This window comes from Streptomyces sp. NPDC088732 (assembly GCF_044751205.1).
GTDB lineage: Bacteria > Actinomycetota > Actinomycetes > Streptomycetales > Streptomycetaceae > Actinacidiphila.
The window spans coordinates 133,941-155,035 of the sequence record NZ_JBIVLI010000014.1; the positions used below are offsets into that span (position 1 = coordinate 133,941).

Annotated in this window: 21 protein-coding genes and 1 pseudogene; 12 read left to right on the forward strand and 10 right to left on the reverse strand. The window is 72.8% G+C overall.

From position 1 onward, the window contains the following. Positions 1-16 precede the first annotated feature (16 nt). The gene (locus tag ACIP9H_RS23775) at positions 17-1,231 is read left to right on the forward strand and encodes an acetyl-CoA C-acetyltransferase (protein ID WP_401960629.1); all 1,215 of its coding nucleotides are present in this window, start codon (positions 17-19) and stop codon (positions 1,229-1,231) included. A gap of 37 nt (positions 1,232-1,268) precedes the next feature. Further along, positions 1,269-3,452 carry a 3-hydroxyacyl-CoA dehydrogenase NAD-binding domain-containing protein gene (locus ACIP9H_RS23780; RefSeq protein ID WP_401960632.1) on the forward strand — a complete coding sequence of 728 codons (2,184 nt, stop codon included), beginning with the start codon at positions 1,269-1,271 and terminating at the stop codon, positions 3,450-3,452. 41 nt (positions 3,453-3,493) lie between these two features. On the opposite strand, the gene ACIP9H_RS23785 is transcribed toward ACIP9H_RS23780, so the two are convergent. Both ACIP9H_RS23785 and ACIP9H_RS23790 read right to left on the reverse strand, forming a co-directional pair. Then, positions 3,494-4,264 carry a MerR family transcriptional regulator gene (locus ACIP9H_RS23785; RefSeq protein ID WP_401960634.1) on the reverse strand — a complete coding sequence of 257 codons (771 nt, stop codon included), beginning with the start codon at positions 4,262-4,264 and terminating at the stop codon, positions 3,494-3,496. Positions 4,265-4,363: 99 nt separating this feature from the next. After that, complete coding sequence (locus ACIP9H_RS23790; RefSeq protein ID WP_401960637.1) at positions 4,364-5,551, reverse strand: PP2C family protein-serine/threonine phosphatase; 1,188 nt, start codon at positions 5,549-5,551, stop codon at positions 4,364-4,366. A gap of 127 nt (positions 5,552-5,678) precedes the next feature. Between ACIP9H_RS23790 and ACIP9H_RS23795 the strand changes: the two genes are divergently transcribed. The 4 genes from ACIP9H_RS23795 (at position 5,679) to ACIP9H_RS23810 (ending at position 9,215) form a co-directional block, all read left to right on the forward strand. After that, a complete protein-coding gene (locus ACIP9H_RS23795) occupies positions 5,679-6,176 on the forward strand; it encodes a MarR family winged helix-turn-helix transcriptional regulator (RefSeq protein WP_401586185.1) in 498 nt (165 codons plus the stop codon). A gap of 231 nt (positions 6,177-6,407) precedes the next feature. Beyond that, on the forward strand, positions 6,408-7,592 hold the full coding sequence (locus tag ACIP9H_RS23800) for a PP2C family protein-serine/threonine phosphatase (RefSeq protein WP_401586182.1): 1,185 nt from the start codon (positions 6,408-6,410) through the stop codon (positions 7,590-7,592). Next, complete coding sequence (locus tag ACIP9H_RS23805) at positions 7,589-8,758, forward strand: ATP-binding protein (protein WP_401960640.1); 1,170 nt, start codon at positions 7,589-7,591, stop codon at positions 8,756-8,758. The genes ACIP9H_RS23800 and ACIP9H_RS23805 overlap by 4 nt, the downstream gene beginning before the upstream one ends. 10 nt (positions 8,759-8,768) lie before the next feature. Then, positions 8,769-9,215 carry a response regulator gene (locus tag ACIP9H_RS23810; RefSeq protein ID WP_401586176.1) on the forward strand — a complete coding sequence of 149 codons (447 nt, stop codon included), beginning with the start codon at positions 8,769-8,771 and terminating at the stop codon, positions 9,213-9,215. 30 nt (positions 9,216-9,245) lie between these two features. On the opposite strand, the gene ACIP9H_RS23815 is transcribed toward ACIP9H_RS23810, so the two are convergent. Next, entirely contained in the window at positions 9,246-10,091 is an 846-nt protein-coding gene (locus ACIP9H_RS23815) for a DUF1206 domain-containing protein (protein WP_401960643.1), read from the reverse strand. 184 nt (positions 10,092-10,275) lie between these two features. On the opposite strand from ACIP9H_RS23815, the pseudogene ACIP9H_RS23820 reads away from it, so the two are divergent. Beyond that, positions 10,276-10,443: pseudogene (locus ACIP9H_RS23820) on the forward strand (GlsB/YeaQ/YmgE family stress response membrane protein); the annotation flags it as partial. Positions 10,444-10,532: 89 nt separating this feature from the next. On the opposite strand, the gene ACIP9H_RS23825 reads toward ACIP9H_RS23820, so the two are convergent. Further along, a complete protein-coding gene (locus ACIP9H_RS23825; RefSeq protein WP_401960646.1) occupies positions 10,533-11,327 on the reverse strand; it encodes a hypothetical protein in 795 nt (264 codons plus the stop codon). 97 nt (positions 11,328-11,424) lie between these two features. On the opposite strand from ACIP9H_RS23825, the gene ACIP9H_RS23830 reads away from it, so the two are divergent. Next, the gene (locus ACIP9H_RS23830) at positions 11,425-11,922 is read left to right on the forward strand and encodes a DUF6328 family protein (RefSeq protein ID WP_401960648.1); all 498 of its coding nucleotides are present in this window, start codon (positions 11,425-11,427) and stop codon (positions 11,920-11,922) included. A gap of 75 nt (positions 11,923-11,997) precedes the next feature. Here the strand turns inward: ACIP9H_RS23830 and ACIP9H_RS23835 are convergent, their stop codons facing one another. The 3 genes from ACIP9H_RS23835 to ACIP9H_RS23845 form a co-directional block, all read right to left on the reverse strand. After that, complete coding sequence (locus ACIP9H_RS23835; protein ID WP_401960651.1) at positions 11,998-12,558, reverse strand: hypothetical protein; 561 nt, start codon at positions 12,556-12,558, stop codon at positions 11,998-12,000. Continuing rightward, positions 12,555-13,223 (reverse strand): hypothetical protein, encoded by a 669-nt coding sequence (locus tag ACIP9H_RS23840; RefSeq protein WP_401586164.1) that lies wholly within the window; start codon positions 13,221-13,223, stop codon positions 12,555-12,557. The genes ACIP9H_RS23835 and ACIP9H_RS23840 overlap by 4 nt, the downstream gene beginning before the upstream one ends. Positions 13,224-13,396: 173 nt before the next feature. Beyond that, on the reverse strand, positions 13,397-13,768 hold the full coding sequence (locus tag ACIP9H_RS23845) for an ATP-binding protein (protein WP_401586163.1): 372 nt from the start codon (positions 13,766-13,768) through the stop codon (positions 13,397-13,399). Between the two features lie 213 nt (positions 13,769-13,981). Here ACIP9H_RS23845 and ACIP9H_RS23850 point away from each other — a divergent pair, with 213 nt between their 5' ends. Both ACIP9H_RS23850 and ACIP9H_RS23855 read left to right on the forward strand, forming a co-directional pair. Then, a complete protein-coding gene (locus ACIP9H_RS23850) occupies positions 13,982-14,854 on the forward strand; it encodes a SigB/SigF/SigG family RNA polymerase sigma factor (protein WP_401586516.1) in 873 nt (290 codons plus the stop codon). An 85-nt stretch (positions 14,855-14,939) separates the two neighbouring features. Beyond that, positions 14,940-16,133: a low temperature requirement protein A gene (locus tag ACIP9H_RS23855; RefSeq protein ID WP_401960654.1), complete on the forward strand. Its 1,194-nt coding sequence runs from the start codon at positions 14,940-14,942 to the stop codon at positions 16,131-16,133. 69 nt (positions 16,134-16,202) lie between these two features. Here the strand turns inward: ACIP9H_RS23855 and ACIP9H_RS23860 are convergent, their stop codons facing one another. After that, complete coding sequence (locus tag ACIP9H_RS23860; protein WP_401960656.1) at positions 16,203-18,377, reverse strand: discoidin domain-containing protein; 2,175 nt, start codon at positions 18,375-18,377, stop codon at positions 16,203-16,205. A 349-nt stretch (positions 18,378-18,726) separates the two neighbouring features. Here ACIP9H_RS23860 and ACIP9H_RS23865 point away from each other — a divergent pair, with 349 nt between their 5' ends. After that, entirely contained in the window at positions 18,727-19,161 is a 435-nt protein-coding gene (locus ACIP9H_RS23865; protein ID WP_401586157.1) for a hypothetical protein, read from the forward strand. Here the strand turns inward: ACIP9H_RS23865 and ACIP9H_RS23870 are convergent. Continuing rightward, positions 19,127-20,569 carry a hypothetical protein gene (locus ACIP9H_RS23870; RefSeq protein WP_401960659.1) on the reverse strand — a complete coding sequence of 481 codons (1,443 nt, stop codon included), beginning with the start codon at positions 20,567-20,569 and terminating at the stop codon, positions 19,127-19,129. The two genes, ACIP9H_RS23865 and ACIP9H_RS23870, sit on opposite strands and share 35 nt — an antisense overlap. Further along, positions 20,557-20,700 carry a hypothetical protein gene (locus tag ACIP9H_RS23875; protein ID WP_401960662.1) on the reverse strand — a complete coding sequence of 48 codons (144 nt, stop codon included), beginning with the start codon at positions 20,698-20,700 and terminating at the stop codon, positions 20,557-20,559. The genes ACIP9H_RS23870 and ACIP9H_RS23875 overlap by 13 nt, the downstream gene beginning before the upstream one ends. 80 nt (positions 20,701-20,780) lie before the next feature. On the opposite strand from ACIP9H_RS23875, the gene ACIP9H_RS23880 reads away from it, so the two are divergent. Beyond that, positions 20,781-21,095 carry a YkvA family protein gene (locus ACIP9H_RS23880; RefSeq protein WP_401586152.1) on the forward strand — a complete coding sequence of 105 codons (315 nt, stop codon included), beginning with the start codon at positions 20,781-20,783 and terminating at the stop codon, positions 21,093-21,095.

The window sequence follows — 21,095 nt, forward strand, 5'->3', positions numbered from 1 at the left end:
CGAAAGGCATCCGACGTTGAGCACCGACGCCTACGTCTACGAGGCCATCCGCACCCCGCGCGGGCGCGGCAAGGCCAACGGCTCCCTGCACGGCACCAAGCCCGTCGACCTGGTCACCGGGCTCATCGACGAGCTGCGGAGCCGCCTGCCCGGTCTCGACCCGGCCGCGATCGACGACGTCGTCCTCGGCGTCGTGACCCCGCTCGGTGACCAGGGCTCCGACATCGCCAAGACCGCGGCGATCGCCGCCGGTCTGCCCGAGACGGTGGCCGGTGTCCAGGAGAACCGGTTCTGCGCCTCCGGCCTGGAGGCCGTGAACATGGCCGCCGCCAAGATCCGATCCGGCTGGGAGGACCTGGTGCTGGCCGGCGGCGTGGAGTCCATGTCCCGCGTCCCCATGGGCTCCGACGGCGGCGCCTGGGCCATGGACCCGATGACCAGCTGGACCACCGGTTTCGTCCCCCAGGGCGTCGGCGCCGACCTCATCGCCACCCTCGAAGGCCTCAGCCGCCACGACGTGGACACCTACGCCGCCGAGTCCCAGGCCCGCGCCGTCGAGGCGTGGAAGGAGGGCCGCTTCGACCGGTCCGTCGTCCCCGTCCTGGACCGCAACGGGCTGGTCGTCCTCGACCGCGACGAGCACATCCGCCCCGGCACCACCGCGGAGAGCCTGGCCGGCCTCAAGCCCTCCTTCGCCACGATCGGCGAGGCGGGCGGCTTTGACGCCGTCGCCCTGCAGAAGTACCACTGGGTCGAGAAGATCGACCACGTCCACCACGCGGGCAACTCCTCCGGCATCGTCGACGGCGCGGCCCTGGTCGCCATCGGCAACCGCGAGACCGGCGAGCGCTACGGGCTGACCCCGCGCGCCCGGATCCTCTCCGCCGCGGTCTCCGGCTCCGACCCCACCATCATGCTCACCGGCCCCGCCCCCGCCAGCCGCAAGGCGCTCGCCAAGGCCGGGCTCACCATCGACGACATCGACCTGGTGGAGATCAACGAGGCCTTCGCCGCCGTCGTCCTGCGCTTCATGCGGGAGATGGGCCTGAGCCACGACAAGGTCAACGTCAACGGCGGCGCCATCGCGCTCGGCCACCCCCTCGGCGCCACCGGCGCCATGATCCTGGGCACCCTGATCGACGAACTGGAGCGCCGCGACCAGCGGTACGGACTCGCCACGCTGTGCGTCGGCGGCGGCATGGGCATCGCCACCGTCGTCGAACGCCTCTGACCTCCTGTCCCGCACCCCGCAACGGAGCCGACCGAACATGACCGCTCTTCCGACGAACACCACCATCCGCTGGGAGCAGGACGAGACCGGCGTCGTCACCCTCGTCCTCGACGACCCGAACCAGTCCGCGAACACCATGAACCAGGCCTTCAGGGAGTCCCTGCGGGCCGTCGCCGACCGCCTGGAGGCGGAGCGCGAGAGCGTCCGCGGCGTCGTCGTCACCTCCGCCAAGAAGACCTTCTTCGCGGGCGGCGACCTCAAGGACATGATCAAGGCCGGGCCCGAGGACGCGCCGCAGATCTTCGAGAGGGGCATGGCGATCAAGCGCGACCTGCGCCGCATCGAGACCCTCGGCAAGCCGGTCGTCGCCGCCGTCAACGGCGCCGCGCTCGGCGGCGGTTACGAGATCGCGCTCGCCTGCCACCACCGGGTCGCGCTCGACGCGCCCGGCTCGAAGATCGGCCTGCCCGAGGCGACGCTCGGCCTGCTCCCCGGAGGCGGCGGCGTCGTCCGCACCGTCCGGCTGCTCGGCATCACCGACGCGCTCCTCAAGGTGCTGCTCCAGGGCACCCAGTACGACCCGAAGCGCGCCCTGGAGAACGGCCTGGTCCACGAAGTGGCCGCCGACCGCGAGGACATGCTCGCCAAGGCGCGCGCCTTCATCGACGCGCACCCCGAGTCGGCGCAGCCCTGGGACACCAAGGGCTACCGCATCCCCGGCGGCACCCCCAGCACCCCCGCCCTCGCCGCCAACCTGCCCGCCTTCCCGGCCAACCTGCGCAAGCAGCTCGCGGGCGCGCCCTACCCGGCCCAGCGCAACATCCTCGCCACCGCCGTGGAGAGCGCCCAGGTCGACATCGACACCGCCTTCACCATCGAGTCCCGCTACTTCACCGAGCTGGTGACCGGCCCGATCGCGAAGAACATGATCCAGGCGTTCTTCTTCGACATGCAGGCCGTCAACTCCGGTGCCAGCCGCCCGAAGGACGTCCCGTCCCGCACCGTCACCAAGGTCGCCGTCCTCGGCGCGGGCATGATGGGCGCGGGCATCGCCTACTCCTGCGCCAAGGCCGGTATCGAGGTCGTCCTCAAGGACGTCACCGCCGAGGCCGCCGAGCGCGGCAAGGCGTACTCCGCGGGGCTGCTCGACAAGGCCCTGGCGAAGGGCCGTACGACCCAGGAGAAGCGCGACGCGCTGCTCGCCCTGATCCGGCCCACCGCCGATCCGCAGGACCTGGCGGGCTGCGACGCCGTCATCGAGGCGGTCTTCGAGGACCCGGCCCTGAAGCACAAGGTCTTCCAGGAGATCGAGGGCATCGTCGCCCCCGACGCCCTGCTGTGCTCCAACACCTCCACGCTGCCGATCACGCTGCTCGCCGAAGGGGTGCAGCGCCGCGAGGACTTCGTCGGCCTGCACTTCTTCTCACCGGTCGACAAGATGCCGCTGGTGGAGATCATCAAGGGCGGCCGCACTGGCGACGAGGCGCTGGCCCGCGCCTTCGACCTGGTGCGGCAGATCCGCAAGACCCCGATCGTCGTCAACGACTCGCGCGGCTTCTTCACCTCGCGTGTCATCGGGCACTTCATCAACGAGGGCGTCGCGATGGTCGGCGAGGGCGTCGACCCCGCCACCGTCGAGCAGGCCGCGGCCCAGGCGGGCTACCCCGCCAAGGTCCTCTCGCTGATGGACGAGCTGACGCTCACCCTGCCCCGGAAGATCCGCGACGAGTCGCGGCGCGCGGTGGAGGAGGCCGGCGGCAGCTGGCAGCCGCACCCCGCCGACGCCGTCATCGACCGCATGGTCGACGAGTTCGGCCGTCCCGGACGCAGCGGCGGAGCCGGCTTCTACGAGTACGCCGACGGCAGGCGGACGGGCCTGTGGCCCGGGTTGCGCGAGCACTTCACCCGGCCCGGGGCGGCGGAGGTGCCCTTCGAGGACCTCAAGGAGCGCATGCTCTTCGTCGAGGCGCTGGACTCGGTGCGCTGCCTGGAGGAGAACGTCCTCGTCTCCGTCGCCGACGCCAACATCGGGTCCATCCTCGGCATCGGCTTTCCCGCCTGGACCGGCGGCGTTCTCCAATACATCAACGGCTACCCCGGCGGCCCGGCCGGCTTCCTCGCGCGTGCCGAGGAGCTGCGGGCCGCGTACGGCGAGCGCTTCGCGGCGCCCGGACTGCTGGTGCGCAAGGCCGAACGGGGCGAGACCTTCACCGACGGCTGACCCGCACACCTCCGGGGGCGGCGCCCGCCGCCCCCGGAGGCTCACCTCTCCGCGTCGTCCAGCCCCGCCGCCGTCACGCGCAGTTCCTCCGCCAGCGACCGCTGGAAGGCGGTGACCAGGGCCTGCACCACCATTGGCTGGAGGTCCTCGGTGAGGCTGCGCATCCGCGCCCGGTCCTCCCGGTCGGGCTCCCCGGCCACGTACGGCTGCCACACCTCGCGCTGGAAGAGCCGGTGCAGTTCGTGCGCGACCGCGCGGGCGTGCTTCAGCACGATCTCCCGGGTGGCCAGCACCGTCTCCAGCGGGATCGGCACGTCCAGCAGACGCACCCCCAGGTGCAGCATCGCCGGGTTGACCAGTAGGACCTGCGGGTCCGCGGTGGGGTGCAGTACCCCCATCGCGGCCAGCCGGTCCAGGTCGTGGCCGCTCAGCTCCCGTCCGGCCCGCTGCTCCAGCCGGGCGCGCGGAACCTCCTCCGCGGTGTCCGGCATCCAGGTGGCGACCAGCGCCCGGTGCAGGGCGAGGTCCTGCGGGGTGATGTCGCCGGGCAGCTGGTCGAGGTAGCGGCCGATGGCGGCCAGGGTCAGTCCCTGGTGCTGCAACTCCTCGATGAGCGCGAGCCGCGCGAGATGGTCCGGCCCGTAGAGACCGACGCGGCGCGAGCCGAGTTCCGGCGGCGGCAGCAGGCCCTTGGCGCTGTAGAACCGGACCGTGCGGACGGTCGTCCCCGCGCGCGCCGCGAACTCGTCGACCGTCAGGCGCGGTTCGTCCGCTGCGGGCGCCTCCTGGCGTGCGGCCCGGGACTGCGTCATGCGCGGGATCTCGCTCTCTCGCTCGCCGCCCTGGTCATGACACCAGTATGACCGGTCGCGTGTGCCGCCGTCGGCCGTTGCCGCAGCGTACGGCCCCCTTCACGGAGCCGCGTGCCCGGCCCGGTCCCAGTCCAGGCAGAGGACGAGTGCGTCGTCCTCGGCGTCGGCCACCGCCCGGTAGCCGGGGAGCTCGCGCAGCACGGCCCGCGGCACATCGGCCGGCGGCACGAGCCGGGTGGCCAGCATCGCCCGCGCCAGGGCCTGTTCGCCGTATCTCTCGCCGGACGCGGAAGCGGTCTCGTACACCCCGTCGCTGACGACGACGAGCCGGTCGCCCGAGCGCACCTCGAACCGCTGGACGACGTACGGGGTGTCCTCGAACATGCCGAGCGGCATCTGCGGCTCGAAGGGGACGGTGTCCACGGCCCCGTCCCGCAGCCGGTACACGCGCGGCGACCCCGCGTCGACCACGTCGACGGTGCCCGTGGCCGGCTCGAAGCGCATCAGCAGCACCGACACGTAGCTCCCGCCCCGGTACCGGGCGAAGACCGCCTGGTCGGCGAGGGCCGCCTGGTCGGTCAGCGGCACACCGGCCCGCCGCGCGTTGCGCAGCGCGCCGACGGCGAGACTGGTCAGCAGGGCCGCTTCGATCCCCTGGCCCATGCCGTTGGTGACGGTGAGCGTCAGGTCGTCCTCCGACGCCGACCAGTCGAAGTTGTCGCCGTGGATGTCGTACGCGGGTTCCAGCTGGGCGCCGAGCGAGTACCCCGGGCGGGCCAGCGAGTGCCCGGGCAGCAGCTGCCACTGGATCTCGGCGGCGAGGGTGAGCCGGTCGCGGCGGCGGGCCCGCAGATACAGGTCGGTGTCGCGGTCGGCGACCAGGATGTGATGGCCCAGCATCTCGGCGATCTCGCCGAGGTCCGCGACGGTTCCGGCGTCCACGGGGCCGGTCTCCGCCGGGAACCCGGCGCTCAGCACTCCGATGCGGTCGCCGCGCACGCTCACCGGCAGGTGGAGCAGCACACCGCCGGGGACGGCCTCGGTGACCGGCTCCTGCGCCCCGAAGGCCCGGCCCGCCGGACTGCCGGCGATCGGAACGAGGCCGTCGCCGCCGCGGGCCCCGGCAGCCACCGGCTGCAGCACGGTCTGGCCGTAGTCGGCCAGCAGGACGTCCACCGCGCCCGCCCCGTAGTGCTGCCGCAGGATCCGGCGGACGGCGTCGGCGAGGGCATGGGGAGCGGCGGCGCGCAGGGCGCGCTCGGCGGCGTGGAGAGCGGAGGTGTTCACCGGTTCGCGGGGGTCCTTCTGGGAGGAGGGCAGGGTCGGTTACGGTGGCAGGGCCGAGGGGAGCCGTGATGTGTACCCCTATATCCGTTTCCTGCCCGCTCCGGGCCCAGGACATGACGCCCAGGAGATGACCTTGTCCGCGAGCCGCCCGCCCGACCGGGACGTCGTCGCCGAGGCGTCGTCGATGGTCGAGGCGCTGGAGGTGCTCTGGGGCCGGGGCCGGGACGCGGGGGATCCGCCCGTCCCGCCCTCGCAGCTGCGCCTGCTGTTCGCGCTGGAGGGGAACGAGGGCGCCAACCTGCGCACCCTGTGCGAGGTGCTGGGCGCCGCGCCGCCCGCGATGAGCCGGCTCTGCGACCGGCTGCAGGCGGTGGGGTACCTCACCCGGGACATCAGCCCGACCTCGCGCCGCGAGGTGCGCCTGTGGCTCACGCCCCGCGGGGCGGCGCTCCTCACCGAACTGCGCGAACGCCGTGAGCGGGAGCTCGCCACCGTCGTCGCCGCGATGCCCGAGCGGGCCCGGCGCGCCCTGCTGGAGGGACTGGCGGCCTTCCGGAGCGCGGCGTCGGCCACGGGCCTGGCCGCCGTCCCGGCCGTGACGGACGGGCGGAGCCGCAGCGCATAGCCGCGCACGGCATCCTCACTTCTTGAACGGGCTGTTCCCGACCCGGGTGCGCCCCGTGTATCCGTTGCAGGGTATTACTGTTGCCCAACGGCAATGATCGAAGATGATCCGCAGTGTGGCAAAGGCCGCCCCGCCAGGGTGTCCTTCGCGTACGATCCCATCGCCCCGCAAGGGGCATCGCTGGGGTGGGGAGACGATGTGGAAGGCAACACCCTGACTCCGCCTGGGGGGTTGATCCCCAGACCGGGTGACAGCACGGGCCGGCGGCTCGCCGTGCTCCTGGTCGAGGACGACGCCGGCGACGCACTCCTGGTCGAGGAACTGGTGGCCGACAGCGGCGTGCCGGTCGACCTGCGCTGGGTGCGCTCCCTCGCCGAGGCCGGCGACGCCCTCGGTGCCCGCCCCGCCGACTGCGTCCTGCTGGACCTGCACCTCCCGGACGGCCAGGGGCTGGCCGCCCTCGGCCGGGCCCTGGCCCTCACCCAGCGGGCCGCGGTCGTCGTGCTCACCGGCCTGGCCGAGGAGCGCACGGGACTCGCGGCGGTGTCCGCCGGCGCCCAGGACTACCTGGTCAAGGGGCGTGTGGACCCGGAGCTGCTCGGCCGGGCACTGAGGTACGCCGTCGAGCGCAAGCAGTCCGAACGCGCCGCCGTCGCCCTGCGCGCCAGCCAGATGCGGGCCGAGGAGAACGCCCGGCTCGAACGCGGCCTGCTCCCGCTCCCGATGCTGCGCACCAAGGACGTCAGCGTCACCGCGCGCTACCGCCCCGGCCGCGTCGACGCCCTGCTGGGCGGCGACTTCTTCGACGTCGTGGAGACCGCGGAGGGCGTCGTCCACGCCGTCATCGGCGACGTGTCCGGCCACGGTCCCGACGAGGCGGCACTCGGTGTCGGGCTGCGGATCGCCTGGCGCACCCTCGTCCTCAGCGGCGTCCAGGGCGCACGCCAGCTGTCCCTGCTGGAGGAGGTGCTGGTCGCCGAGCGCGCGGCGCCCGAGATCTTCGCCACCGCCACGGTGCTCACCCTCAGCCCGGACCGCCGCGGCGCGTCGGTGTGGCGGGCCGGCCACCACGGCCTGCTGCGCGGCACACCGGAGGGCGACGTCGAGTACGCCGAACCACCCGGGGGCCCCGCCCTCGGGATGATCCCCGGCGCAGGGAACTGGCCCGAGGGCCGGCTCGACCTGCGCCCCGGGCAGTCCCTCACCCTCTTCACGGACGGGCTGTTCGAGGGCCGGGCCGGCAACGGGCGGCTCGGTGAGACCGGACTGCTCACGCTGGCCAGGGAGCACGCCGGGCTGGCGGCGCCGGAGTTCGTCGACACCCTGATCGACCGCGCCGAGTCGCTGGCCGCCGGGCACGGCGGCTTCGACGACGACGTCGCGGTCGTCCGCCTCGACTGGGACACCGCGTCATGACCGGCGCACGGCCCGCACGGCCCACCCGTACCGCACGGATCGCCCTCGCCCCCGCCGCCCTGGTCGTGGTGGCGGGCGCGGTCGCCGGTGTCACCGCCCTCCCGCCCTCGCCCGCCGCGGCGGCGGGTCGGCCCGCCGGGTACGCGGCCGCCGCCGGCGGCTTGGCGCCCGCACGGGCCCCGATCGGCCCGGCCGTGGGCCACCAGGCCGTTGCCGCCCCGCCGCGCACCACCACCGCCGCGGGCGACGAGCGGGCCGGACTCACCATGCCGTACTGGGCCGTCGCGGCCGTTCTCGCCGTCCTCCTGCTCGCCGCGGCGGGCCTCGCCCTTCTCGTGCACCGCAGGGCGCTGCGGCAGCTCGCCCCGCTGCGCGAGGCACTGCGCGAACTGGAGGGCTCCCGCTCGTCCGCCGCCGCCGAACTGGCACAGGCCCGGCAGCGGGAGGAGCAGCTGCGCGGCGCCGGGAGCGAGCTCCAGCAGTTCGCCTATGTCGCCTCGCACGACCTGCGGGAACCGCTGCGCAAGGTCATCTCCTTCTGCCGGCTGCTGGAGAAGCGCTACGGCGACCGCCTCGACGAGCGCGGGCTGCAGTACATCGCCTACGCGGTCGACGGCGCCAAGCGGATGCAGGTACTCCTCGGCGACCTGCTGGCCTTCGCGCGCTCGGGCCGCCCCGACGAGGGCGATGTCGTGGTCGCCCTGGACGAGGCGCTGGACCGGGCGCTGGCCGACCTCGCCGGACCGATCGGGGAGTGCGGTGCCGCGGTCGAGCGGCCGTCGTCCCTGCCCCGCACGATCGGTGACCCGACGCTGCTGACCATGCTCTGGCAGAACCTGCTCGGCAACGCCGTCGCCTTCCGCTCGCCGGAGCGCGCACCGCGGATCGCGATCACCTCCGACGGGCCGGACGAGGACGGCCTGCTCGCCTTCGCCGTCACCGACAACGGCATCGGCGTACCGCCCGCCTACGCCGAGAAGGTCTTCGGCGTCGTGCCGCGCCCGCGCGAGGGGGCGCCCGGGAGCAACGGCAGCGGCATCGGTCTGGCACTCTCCAAGAAGATCGTGGAGCACCACGGCGGCCGGATCTGGCTCGACCCCGCGCCGCGCGAGGGCACCCGCATCCGCTTCACCCTGCCCGCCGCCACGCGGCCCGCCGCACTGTAGGAATGACGCCATGACCGTGCCGCCCCAGCCGGAGCCCATCGTCGTCCTCCTGGTCGAGGACGACGCGGGCGACGAGCTGATGACCCGTGAGGCCTTCGAGGAGCACAAGATCCGCAACGTCCTGCACGTCGTGCGGGACGGCGAGGAGGCGCTGGACTTCCTGCACCGCCGCGGGCAGCACGCGGACGCCCCCCGGCCGGGCCTGATCCTGCTCGACCTCAACCTGCCGCGCTACGACGGCCGCGAGGTGCTGGCCGATGTCAAGGCCGACGCCTCGCTGTGCGACATCCCGGTCGTCGTCCTCACCACCTCCGAGGCGGAGGAGGACATCGTGCGCAGCTACAAGCTGCACGCCAACGCGTATGTCACCAAGCCCGTCGACTTCGCGCGGTTCATCGAGGTCGTCCGGCAGATCGACGAGTTCTTCGTCACCGTGGTGAAGCTGCCGGGGCGCTGACCGGCCGGCGGCCGGTGCCCCGGCCGTCCCTCAGACCTCGCGCCAGCGCGCCATCGCACCGGAGAAGAGACCGAACAGCACCAGGCCCGCGGCGACCGCCGCCAGCAGCCAGGGCCCGGCGGGCGTCTCACGGAACGTGCGCAGGGTGTCGTCCAGTCCCTTGGCCCGGCCGGGGTCGAAGCGCACCGCGGCCACCACGGCGAAGCAGCCCGCGGCGGCGAACACCACCCCGCGGCTGGTGCCGCCGCCCACTCCCAGGACCTCGACCACCCGGCGGGTGCGCGGCGACATGGCGCCGACGCGCAGGTGCTTGCGGAAGCGGCGCATGATCGCCCGGACGGCGGTCCAGCCGCCCGCCCCCACCAGGACCAGGCCCGCCGCGCCGACCAGCCAGCGGCCCATCGGCCAGCCCAGCACCTCGGCGGTGACGTCCTTGGAAGTCCGGTCGCTCGACCCCCCGGCCCCGCCGCCGGAACCGCCCGACCCCCCGTCCACCGCGAAGGTGGCCACCGAGTAGGTGACGAAGCCGTAGAAGACCGCCCGGGCCGCCGACTGCACGCGCTTGGACACCTTGCCGCCGTCCGGCCCGGCCGCCCCGAAGACGGCCTCCGACAGCCGCCACAGGGCCATTCCGGCGAGTCCGGCCGTCAGGGCCCAGACCAGGAATCCGCCGAGGGGCTGAGCCGCCAGCTCGGCCACCGCGCCACCGCGGTCGGCCTGCCGCGAGGAACCGTCGAAGGCGATGCGCAGGGCGAGCACACCGGTCAGCGCGTAGATGACCCCACGGGCCGTCAGTCCCGCACGTGCGCCGGCCCGGATCGCGCGCCGCCCCGCACTGCCGGGCCGCACCGCGGCGGCCGCTCCCGTCGTGCCCATGGCCGACCTCCCTGAACCGGGCTTGTGTACCGGGGTCCCCCGGCAGCCGTCGGCTGCCCCGTACCCGGCCGGTGAAACAGCGCGGCCCGGTGCCGGGGAGGCCGGCCCGCGTGGACGCTCCGGGCGCGGGTAGCCGGGAGGATGCGGACACACATACGGATGCGGGTACGCGGGCCGGGGCAGGGTGGAGATGTCGAGCATCGTCAGTGCGGTCGTGATCGGCCTGGTCGTCGGAGTGCTGGGGCGTCTGGTGGCGCCCGGCCGGCAGGCGATCGGCCTGGTGTGGACGATGGTTGCGGGGATCGTCGCCGCGTTCCTCGGCACCGCGGTCGCCGCGGGACTCGGGGTCGCGGCGCTCGCCAGGACGCGGCTGGGCCGCTGACGGCACGACGGTCCGGCCGCCCCGCGAGGGGGCGGCCGGACCGTCGTCCGCGGAGCGGCTCAGAGCACGTCGAGCACGCTCGGGTCGAACAGCGAGCGGTTGCTGACCCCCTGGCCCCCCGCGACCGGGGCGACCGCGGCGTCCTTGTCGGGGAAGCCGCCGACGCCGCCGACGCCACCGATCCCTCCGATGCCGCCACCGCCGCCGCCACCGAAGTTGCCGCCGCCGCCCCCGCCGTAGTTGCCGCCGCCGCCGTGGCCGCCGTGGCCGCCCCGGCCGTGGTGGTGCCGGCCGCACTTGCAGTGGTGCCGGCCGTGGTCGCCGCGTCCGCCGCGGTCGTCGCGGCAGCGGTCGTCACGTCCACCGCGCCGGTCCCCGCGTCCGCCGTCGCGCCCGTCGCGACCGTAGCCGCGGTCGTCGTCGCAGCGGTCGTCGCCGCGTCCGCCACGTCCGTCGCGTCCGTCGCGTCCGTCGCCACGGTCGTCGCCGCGTCCGCCACGTCCGTCACCGCGGTCGTCGCCGCGTCCGCCGTCACGTCCGCCGTCGCGTCCGTCGCCACGGTCGTCGTCGCGTCCGCCACGTCCGTCGCCACGGTCGTCGCCGCGTCCGCCGTCACGGTCGTCGTCGCGGCCGAAGTCGTCGCGGTTGTAGTCGCCCCGGTCGTTGCCGAAGCGGTTGTCGTCGTCACCCCGATCCCGGCCGTTGCCGTTGCCGTTTCCGTCGTCCTGCACGACGGAGGGGACCGCCGCCGGGCGGGCCGGGGTGGTGGCGGCCGCGGCCGAGGCCGGCCACGCGAGTGCCGCGGCCGCCAGGCAGGCGGCGGCGGTGCCGCGGAGAAGGTACGTCTTCGCCATCGGTCGTCCCAATCTGATGAGATGTTACATAGCTCAGCGAAACGCATATTAAGCACATATCGCTCGAAGCCGCGCGCAGAGGAACCGGGAGGGAACGATGGCCGACACCGCGGACGGACACGAAGGACGAGGCCGGCACGAGACGGAGGACGAACGCGCGGACCGCATGTGGAGTGAGCTGATCCAGGAGGTCCGGGTCGCCCAGACCGGCGTGCAGATCCTCTTCGGCTTCCTGCTCACCGTGGCTTTCACCCCGCACTACCAGCGGCTCGGCGTCGTGGACCACACCATCTACATCGTCACCGTGGTGCTCGGTGCGACGGCGACCGGGGCGCTGATCGGCCCGGTGTCCTTCCACCGGATCGTGGCCGGCCGGCGGATCAAGCCGCAGAGCGTGCGTTGGGCCTCGCGGCTGACGTTCGCCGGGCTCGTCCTCCTGCTGGCCACGATGGCTTCGGCGGTGCTGCTCGTGCTGCGGGTGGCGACGCACGGCGCCTATGTCCCCTATGTCGTGGCCGGGGTGGCCGTCTGGTACCTGGCCTGCTGGTACGGGCTGCCGCTGTGGGCCCGGACCGGGCACGCCAAGGGCGACTGACGGCGTGGGAGGACGCGGGCACGGGGAAAGCCGCCGCGATGCGCGGCGGCTTTCCTCCGGACGGGTGACGCGGGGTCAGACGTGCAGGACCCGGTCCACCAGTTCGCGGTAGCCCTGCAGGGCCAGCCGCAGCTTCTCGGTGTCGGTGCCGGTGCGGCTCTGGCCGCCGTCCCAGCCCGTGCGCAGTTCGTGGCGCTTGGCCTCCAGTTCCCGGACGAGCCGTTCGGTGGCCTCCTCCAGGACGTGGTCGGCCTCCTCCACCGCGTGCCGCGGCTCGTCGACGAAGCCGCCGACCGCCTGCTGGAGCCGGCGCCGCAGCTTGTCGGTGTCCTCGGCCGTCGCCCTGGGGGCACCCGGCTCCCGCGGGGTGTGCGGGGCCCGCGCCGCACGCTCCGGCTCGGCGGACTCGCGCGGGTCGGCGGTCCGATCAGGTGTCACGGGACCGCGCGCGGCGCCGGATTCGCTCGTCCGTCCGGACTGCGAGGGTCGTGAGGGCTGTGAGGTCTGCGAGGTCTGTTCGGGCCGCCGGCCGGTCCGTTCCGTGCCGGGGGTGACGTCATTGCTCTTGACGTCGATCTTCTCGACGGTCCTGGGCTCGGTGGTGTCGTCGTGGCCGGTCTCGTTCATGGGTTTCATCGGGCACTCCCGGAGGGCAGATGCGAACGGTGGGAGGCGCTGCTCCCGGTCTCGGTCTCGGTCTCCGACTCGGCGCCGGCGGCGGGGGTGTCGGCCCGCGCGGTGTGCCGGGGCCCCTTGCCCTCCGCGACGAGGTCGTCGAAGAGCGCGCGGGCCTCCAGCAGCCGGGCGCGCAGGTTCTCGGTGTCGGTCGTGGGGCGCTCGCCGTCCTGCCGCCCCGGACCGGCGGCACCGCGCAGGTCGCGGTACGCCTGCAGATGGCGCGGGCGGTGCACCGACAGCGCGTCGATCTGCTCGCCGGAGTCGGCCGCCGGGAAGCCGCGCTCCCGGGCCAGCCGGTCGAGCAGCCCGGCGGCCTCGCGCACGGACTGGGCGGGGGAGTCCACGAACCGCTCCTGGAGGGCCGCCCACTCGGCCCGGTACTCCTCGGTCCTGCGGGCCTCCAGCGGGCGCTGCGTCAGGTGCCCGTGGCGGTCGACGCGTTCTTGCAGCTCCTTGTCGGCGGCGGCCGTGTCGCCGTCGTGACGGGCGAGCGCCCGTTCGTACTCAGGGCCGAAACGGCGCCTCAGATGTCCGGACCCCTGCCCGCGGCGCGTCAGGTACAGCGCCGCGGCGGCGATCAGGAGTACGAGGACGACCGCCCCGATGATGATGCCCGTGGTCATGGTGTGCCTCCTGGGGACCCATGGGGGTCCTGGAATGGGGATCTGACCTTGTTTCGGGTCCCTTGTCGTGTCTACGGTGCGTGTATCCGCGATCCGTGGGTCCACGCACACGTGTCCCGGGCGAGCCACTCAGGAGGGGAGGCGGGATGGACGGGAAGGAGCGGCGCGCGCGTTCAGCGCGGCAGTACGACCTGGATGACCTTGCCGCCCCGGGCGAGCAGGGTCACGCGGATGTCCCGTGCCAGCCGGCGCACCAGGCGCCAGCCGTAGCCACCGGGCAGGAAGCCGCCGTCCGTCTGCGGCGGGACGGGCAGCCGCGAACTGTGGTCGGCCACCGACACGCGGATGCCGTCCGGTTCGGGCAGGACCTCGAAGCCGGCGACGCCCTCGCCGTAGCGGAACGCGTTGGTGACGAGTTCGGATACCACCAGCAGGCAGTCCTCGACCCGTTCGGGATCGAGTCCGGTCAGGCGGGCACGGGCCATGTCACGCGCCTCGCCGATGGACGCGGGAAGGGTCCCGCCGCCGTGTGCGGCGATGGGCACCTGTCCTTCGTCATCCGTTTGAAGGCTGTACACGTACGATCACCCCGTAGGCCTCACTGGTCCCTGTGTGTCTGCCCGGACGTGCCGGTCCTACGCGACCCGGCCCACAGATTTACGTCACCCCGAAATCCGGAGGCATGCCCGGCGCCGGACCGGGTACCCGAACCGCAGCACACGGGTACACGCCGTTCGAGGGGTTGAGGAGGCATCGTGATCGCGGACGTCAGCAGGACGGTGGTCCGGTCGGGAGTGGAGCAGGCCGTCGAGGTCGGACTCCCGCGGATCAGCGACCCGAGCAGTGTCGCACCCTCGGACGCACGGGCCATGTCGAAGCTCTTCCTCGACCGGCTGACGGTTCTCGAGGAGGGCACGCCCGACCACCAGTACGCGCGGAACACCCTCATTGAGATGAACATGTCGCTGGTCCGGTTCGCGGCGAGGCGCTTCCGCGACCGCGGCGACGACATGGACGACATCGTGCAGGTCGGCACCATCGGCCTGATCAAGGCCATCGACCGCTTCGACATCTCGCGCGAGGTCGAGTTCACCACCTTCGCCGTGCCCTACATCGTCGGGGAGATCAAGCGCTTCTTCCGCGACACGACGTGGGCCGTGCACGTGCCGCGCCGGCTGCAGGAGCGCCGGGTCGAACTGGCGCGCGCCCGGGACGAGCTGTCCTCCCGCCTCGGCCGGGCCCCGAAGGTGGCCGAACTCGCCGCGCTGATGGACCTCAGCGAGCAGGAGGTCGTCGAGGCGCAGGTCGCGTCCAACGGCTACACCGCCTCCTCCCTCGACGCGGCGCTGACCACGGACGACGACGGCGACGGCGAGACCGTGCTCGCCGACTTCATCGGCGCGCCCGATCCGGGCATGGAACTGATAGAGGATCTGCGCTCCCTGGCCCCGCTGATGACCGAGCTGAGCGAACGCGACCGGCGACTGCTCCACCTGAGGTACGTGGAGGAGCTGACGCAGGCCCAGATCGGCGAGATCATGGGCTGCACCCAGATGCACGTCTCCCGCCTGCTGTCCCGGACCATCGCGCGACTGCGCGCCGGAATGCTCCAGGAGGGTTCCGCCCGCTGACGCCGTCCCCCCTCGGTGCCCGCGCCCCCGCCGGGGCGCGGGCACGGCCGTGCACGGGCCGCGGCGGGCGTCCTACGATGCGCGGATGACCGATCACGATCACGCGCCGCCGAACCGCCGATTCCGTCCGCTGGTGCGGATGACGGCCCGCGACCCGTGCGAGCCGCACCGGGTCGCCACCCCGCTGGAGTTGCTGTTCGACCTCTGCTTCGTGGTGGCGGTCGCCCAGGCCGGGGTACGGCTGGTGCACGCGGTCGCCGAGGGCCGTCCCGGGCACGGGGTCCTCGGCTACTGCCTGGTCTTCTTCGCGATCTGGCTGGCGTGGCTGAACTTCACCTGGTTCGCCTCGGCGTTCGACACCGACGACGTGCCCTACCGCATCGCCACATTCGTCCAGATCACCGGCGTCCTCGTGCTGGCGGCCGGGGTCCCCCGCGCCTTCGACGCCAACGACTTCACCGTCGCCGTGGCCGGCTACGTCATCATGCGTGTCGCACTCGCCTTCCAGTGGCTGCGCGCGGCGCGCAACCAGACCGGGACCGCGCGGCAGACGGCGCTGCGCTACGTCGCCGGTCTGGTGGCCGTCCAGGTGGGCTGGGTCGCGCTGCTGCTGGTGCCCGGGACCGTGTTCACCTGGGGTTTCGTGATCCTTGCCGCCGCGGAACTGGCGGTGCCCGTCCTGGCGGAGCGGTCGGAGCGCACCACGTGGCACCCGCACCACATCGCCGAGCGCTACGGGCTGTTCACCATCATCGTGCTCGGCGAGTCCGTCGCCGCCGCCACGGTGGCCGTGCAGTCCGCACTGGACGAGACCTCCGCGCTCGGCGAGCTGCTGCCCATCGCCTTCGGCGGACTGCTCATCGTCTTCACCGCCTACTGGCTCTACTTCGCCGTACCCGTCCACCAGCACCTGACCACCGGCGTCCAGTCGTTCGTGTGGGGCTACGGCCACTACGTCGTCTTCGGGTCGGCCGCCGCCATCGGAGCGGGGATCGAGGTGGTGGTCGAGCAGGCCGTGCACAAGGCGCACATCTCGCAGACGGCCGCCGCGTCCGCGGTGACGCTGCCGACCGCGCTCTTCCTGCTGATGGTCTGGCTCATCCATTCCCGGCGGGCCAAGCGCGGCGTCGCCGAGCACGCGGTGCTCCCGGTCTGCGCCGTGCTGGTGCTGGCCGCCACGTTCTGCGGTACCTGGGCGGTGCCGGCGGCCGGGCTGGCGATGGCGGCGGCGGTCGCCGCGGGGGAGGTCCTGCACTCCCGGCCCCGGCCGGCCAACTGAGACGGACGGGGTGCCCCGCCGGCGGGCGGGGCACCCCTTCGTGTGGCTCAGGCGTGCCTCATGTGCGGGTCAGGGGAACGAGACCACATTCGACGGGACGGTCGAGGTCCCCGATGTCGCGCTGCCGGTGCTGTTGATGACATGGTCGTACTGGCCCATGCCGCCGAGCGACACCACCAGGACGTCGTGCATCTTGACCCCCGGCTTCACCGGGACCTCGAAGCCGTGGTCCATGCGGATCGTCGGATCGGTGGTGAAGTTGCAGTAGCTGCCCACGCCCCAGGCCTCGTGCGTGGTGACGGAGTCGTCCACCTTGTAGGCGGCCCAGCCCTTTGTGGCGCCGTTCTGGATGGCGGCCTGGTTGGGGGCGTCGTAGGCGATCTCGTTCTGGTAGAAGATCGTCCTGCCGTTCTGGCCGCTCCACTGGACGTCGTACTTCTTGAAGTGCTCGACGAACAGGCCGGTGGCGAGCACGTCGTCGCCGTTCACGCGCAGGCCGTAGTCGGCGGCGTTGGTGTCCCAGCCCACGCCGGCCCCGTGGTCGGCGCGCCAGATCCAGGTGTGGTCGATGATGGTGTCGTCGCTGTTGACCTCCATGCTGGTGGTCGCCTTGCCCGGGCCGGCGCCGCCGATCCGGATGAAGACGTCCTGCACGGTGGTCGGGTTGGCGGAGTGGTCGGCGGCCGCGCCCTGCGGGCCGACCTGGAGCAGCACCGGCGAGTTGACCGTGCCCGCGTCGATGAGGAAGCCGGCCAGCTTCACCCCGTCGACGTCGGCGACCTTCATCGCGGTGACGCCGTTGTCCGGGACGATTGTCGCGAGGCCGAGGCCGAGCACGACGGTGTCGGCACGGTTGACGTTGATGGTCTGGTCGACGTGGTAGATGCCGGGCGTGAACAGCAGGTTGAGGCCCTGGGCGAGCGCGGCGTTGATGGTCGCGGCCGTGGCGCCGGGCTTGACGACGTAGAACTGGCTCAGCGGGATCGAGGAGCCCTGCGGCGCGCCGGCGCCCCAGGTCGTGCCGCGCGCGTTGGTGCGCTTGGCCGGGACGAAGACCTTGTAGTCGTTGCCGTCGAGGTAGAGGAAGGGCTTCTCACGGGAGACGGGCGTGGTGTCGAGGGTGGTGTACGGCGGGTTGGGGAAGCTCTGCGCGGGAGCGCCCTGGACGCCGGAGAAGACCATGTTCCACACGCCGTTGGTCCAGCCGCCGACCGAGCTGTCGCGGGTGTACCACTGCTGCTGCGAGTACGGGCCCACGGTGCCGTCGATCTTGCTGTCGGCGATGTAGCCGCCGCTGGCCCAGCCGTAGCCGTTGGGCGCGAGGTTGAGGCCGCCCTTGACGTGCATGCGGCGGAAGGGCGCGGCCTGGGCGACGGCCCAGCGGTCGGTGCCGTTCACGGGGTTGAGGGCGAGGTTCTCCGCCGAGCGCCAGAAGTTCTGGGTGGCGTTGCCGTTGAACCAGCCGGCGTCCACGGTCACGTCGCCGTTGAAGGTCGTGTCGTCGGGGGAGAGGCCGAGCCCGGCGATCGAGGTGTAGAAGCCGATGTTGGCGTTGATGTTGTTGTACGTGCCGGGCTTGAACAGCAGCGCGTAGCGGCCGGTGCCGAACTGCGCCGCCTCCTGCTGCTGGAAGATCTGGTCCAGCTTGGCCTGGATGCCCGTGGTCGAGGGGCTGAAGACCAGGACGTTGGGGCCGAGGTCGCCGCCGCCCTGGATCGGGCCGGTGCCGCCGTCGGTGGTGTGCACGGCGAACTCCCAGAGCGAGTAGCCGTACTGGGTGTGCCGGGCCGTGCCGTTCATGCGCACGTAGCGGCCGGTGCCGCTGACGGCGCGGGTCTCGGTGCCGCCGGCGCCGGTCGTGGTGGAGGCGACGGTGCTCCAGTCGGTGCCGTTGGACGAGATCTGGATCTGGTAGGCGCTGGCGTAGGCGGCCTCCCAGGTGAGCACGACCTCGCAGAGCGTCTGCGAACTGCCGAGGTCGACCTGGAGCCACTGCGGGTCGCTGAAGGCGCTGGACCAGCGGGTGCCGGCATTTCCGTCGACCGCGTTGGACGCGGCCGTGCCGGCGTTCTCGGTGGAGGAGGCGGTGGCGGTCCTGCCCTGGGCGACGTTGGCGGTTCCGCAGGCCGCGGCGTGGGCCTTGGCGAGCGGTCCGGCGGGGACGGCGATCAGGGCCAGCAGGACGGACAGCAGGGCTATCAGCCCTAAGTGTCTGCGGTGGGCGTCATTGACGTGGGGTCTCATCGGAACTCCTGTCTCGGCCGCACAACTTAATTCAGGGCGTGAGTTAAGACGTGAGAGAAGTCGCGGTCAAGAGCTCCGACAGGAACTGTTTCCGGCGGGTCAACAGTCGTTCAAGGGTTGAGAGCTCGGAACGGTCCGTGACCTGCGAGGAGTTCGTTTCCTTCGTTTGTTGAACACGAAGGGGGCCTCCCGGCCCGCCGGAACGTCCGCGTACCAATCCTGCCGTGAACTCTTGACGACCCGGGGCCCGCTGAGTTGACTGCGGCCCCGGCCAACCGGCCGGTCTCCGGCGGCGGATGCCCCCGCGCCACCTCTCGTACTAATGATCTTCACGCGTTACACTCCGCGCGTGTCCGAACTCCGCACACTCGCCCTGGGGCTCCGTCAGGCGATCCTGGACTGCCCCGACCCCGGCCTGGTCTCCCTGGAGCGCTTCCCCCACGGCTCCTGCGGTGACGCGTCGGTCCTTCTCGGCGAGTACCTCCACCAGAACGGGATGGGCGTGTGGAGGTACGTCAGCGCCTGGGAGAACGGCGCCTCCCATGCGTGGATCGAGAAGAACGGCCTGCGTGTCGACATCACCGCCGACCAGTTCGACGGCGTCGACGCCCCCGTGATCATCGCCTCGGGCGGCGGCTGGCACGACCGCTTCACGGTCGACCACTCCGCCTCCCACGGCGCCCTCATCGCCGTCCGGGACGCGTACACCCGCGCCGAACTGCGCGCCGCCTACGACCGGCTGACCCCCTTCATCCGGCAGCGGACGCCACGAGTCGACGCATGACGACGGGGTCCAGCGCCGGGTTCGCCGCGGCGTGATGGGCCAGTTCCTCGTCGTCGAGGAGCTCCGCCAGCCGGGCGGGAGGCAGCTTTGGGTGGGCCGCCGCGGCGGCCCGGACCCGCGGATCGGGGTCGCGGGTGAGTTTGTCCACGGTCTCCGCGGCGGTCTCCGGGTCCCGGCAGGCCAGCGCCCGCACCGCCGGGTCCTCGTCGCCGGCGTACCGGGCCAGCCCGGCGGAGGGGAAGTCCGCCCGGAGCAGCAGGTGTTCGCGCTTACGACCGGTGTACTCCAGGAAGCTGCGCAGCAGCAGCGCCGCCGGTGCCTCCGGGTGGTTCTGCGCGAGCAGGACACGGACGCCGAGGTCGGCGTCGGCGGCGAGGCGCGCGACCAGGTCGGGCGGCAGGAAGCGGTCCCGGGCGGCCCGGCGGCGCAGCATCGGATGGCCGGACAGGGCGTCGCGCCGCAACTCGCCCGGGTCACCGGGCACCCGTGACGGGATCCCCGGGACGAACGGCTCGTCCATGGGGACCTCGTAGTCGATGGCGGCCCGTTCGGCGTCGGTCAGCGCGGGGTGCATGGACGCGGCGAGCCGCACGCGGGGATCGGGGTCGGCAGCCAGCGCCCGCAGTTCGTCGGGTTCCAGGTCGCGGCGGTGGGCGGTGCACCGCCGCACCAGCGGGTCGGGATCCGCTCCGAGCGCCCGGCGACCCTCCTGCGAGAGCCGGGGGTGCCCGGCGATCTCCCGGCGGACCTCGGCGTCCGGATCGGCGGAGAGCAGCGCCACCACGTCCGCGGGAAGGGTGGGGTTGCTCGCGATCATGGCGCGTTCGTCCTCGGCGGCCGGCGCGGTGAGCACGTTCTCGATGACTTTCCGGCTGAGGGCGCCGTTCAGGAGTCCGTCGGTGCGGCCGTGGCAGCTGTGTGGCGGCAACTGCTGCTCCACCCACTGCGGGTCCTCGTCGCGCACCCAGTCGCGGGCCCGCTTCCGGACCTTCTCGTCGGGATCCGCGAACAGCGCCTCCCTCACGTCGTCCGGTACGCCGCGCCAGCTGATGCCCATGAGCCGCACCTTGGGGTCCGGGTGGGAGAGCGCCGACCACATGAAGCCGGTGGACACCTGGCGGGTGAACCCCAACCCGCCCTGGAGCTCGTCCCCGTAGGTGCGGATCATGTGGAGGACGGCCCAGTCCGGCAGCGGCGCGGGGGCAATGTGCAAGGGCAGTGCGGGTCCGTCGCTGAGCAGGGCCCGTACCGTCCACTCCGGGTCGTCGATCAGCCGCAGGCGCAGTCCCGGGTCGACATGGGGATTGCAGGCGAAGCGGCCGCGCACCGATCGGTCCGGGTGCGTGATCACCGCCTCGACGACGGCGTCCGGCAGCGGCCGGCCTTCACTCAGTGTCAGGCGCGCCACCGTCGGCCCGTCGGCCCGTCGGACAGCAGACGCAGCAGCACGTCCTCGGGGGCCGCGGGATTGAGCGCGAGGCCGGCGAGCCGGCGGTCGCGGATATCGGTGGTGGCGGCGATCCGGTGTGAAGCGATCATGCGGTGGACGGCCTTTCGTGCCGGGTCGGGTACCGTTTCTGCGCACCCGTCAGGGGTAGACGCGAACGAGGGAGGCAGCCATGGGTGATTGGTCCACGACAGTGCTGGTCATCGCGGGGGTGGCGGTCGCGATCATGCTCGCGGTCGCCGTGGTGCTGGTGGTGAAGATGGCACGGGTCAGGCACCTGCTGCGCAGCGCCGACGTCCCGCGCTCGGGCAAGCTGGCCTTCTGGGCGGCGCTGATCTACCTGGTGTGCCCGGTGGACCTGCTGCCCGACCCGATCCTCATCGACGACATCGGGGTGCTGCTGCTGGCCCTGCGGTCGCTCAAGAGCGCCGCGGACCAGCAGCTGCCCACCGCCGGCTTCGGGAAGTCGCGGAAGTCGCTCGGCTGA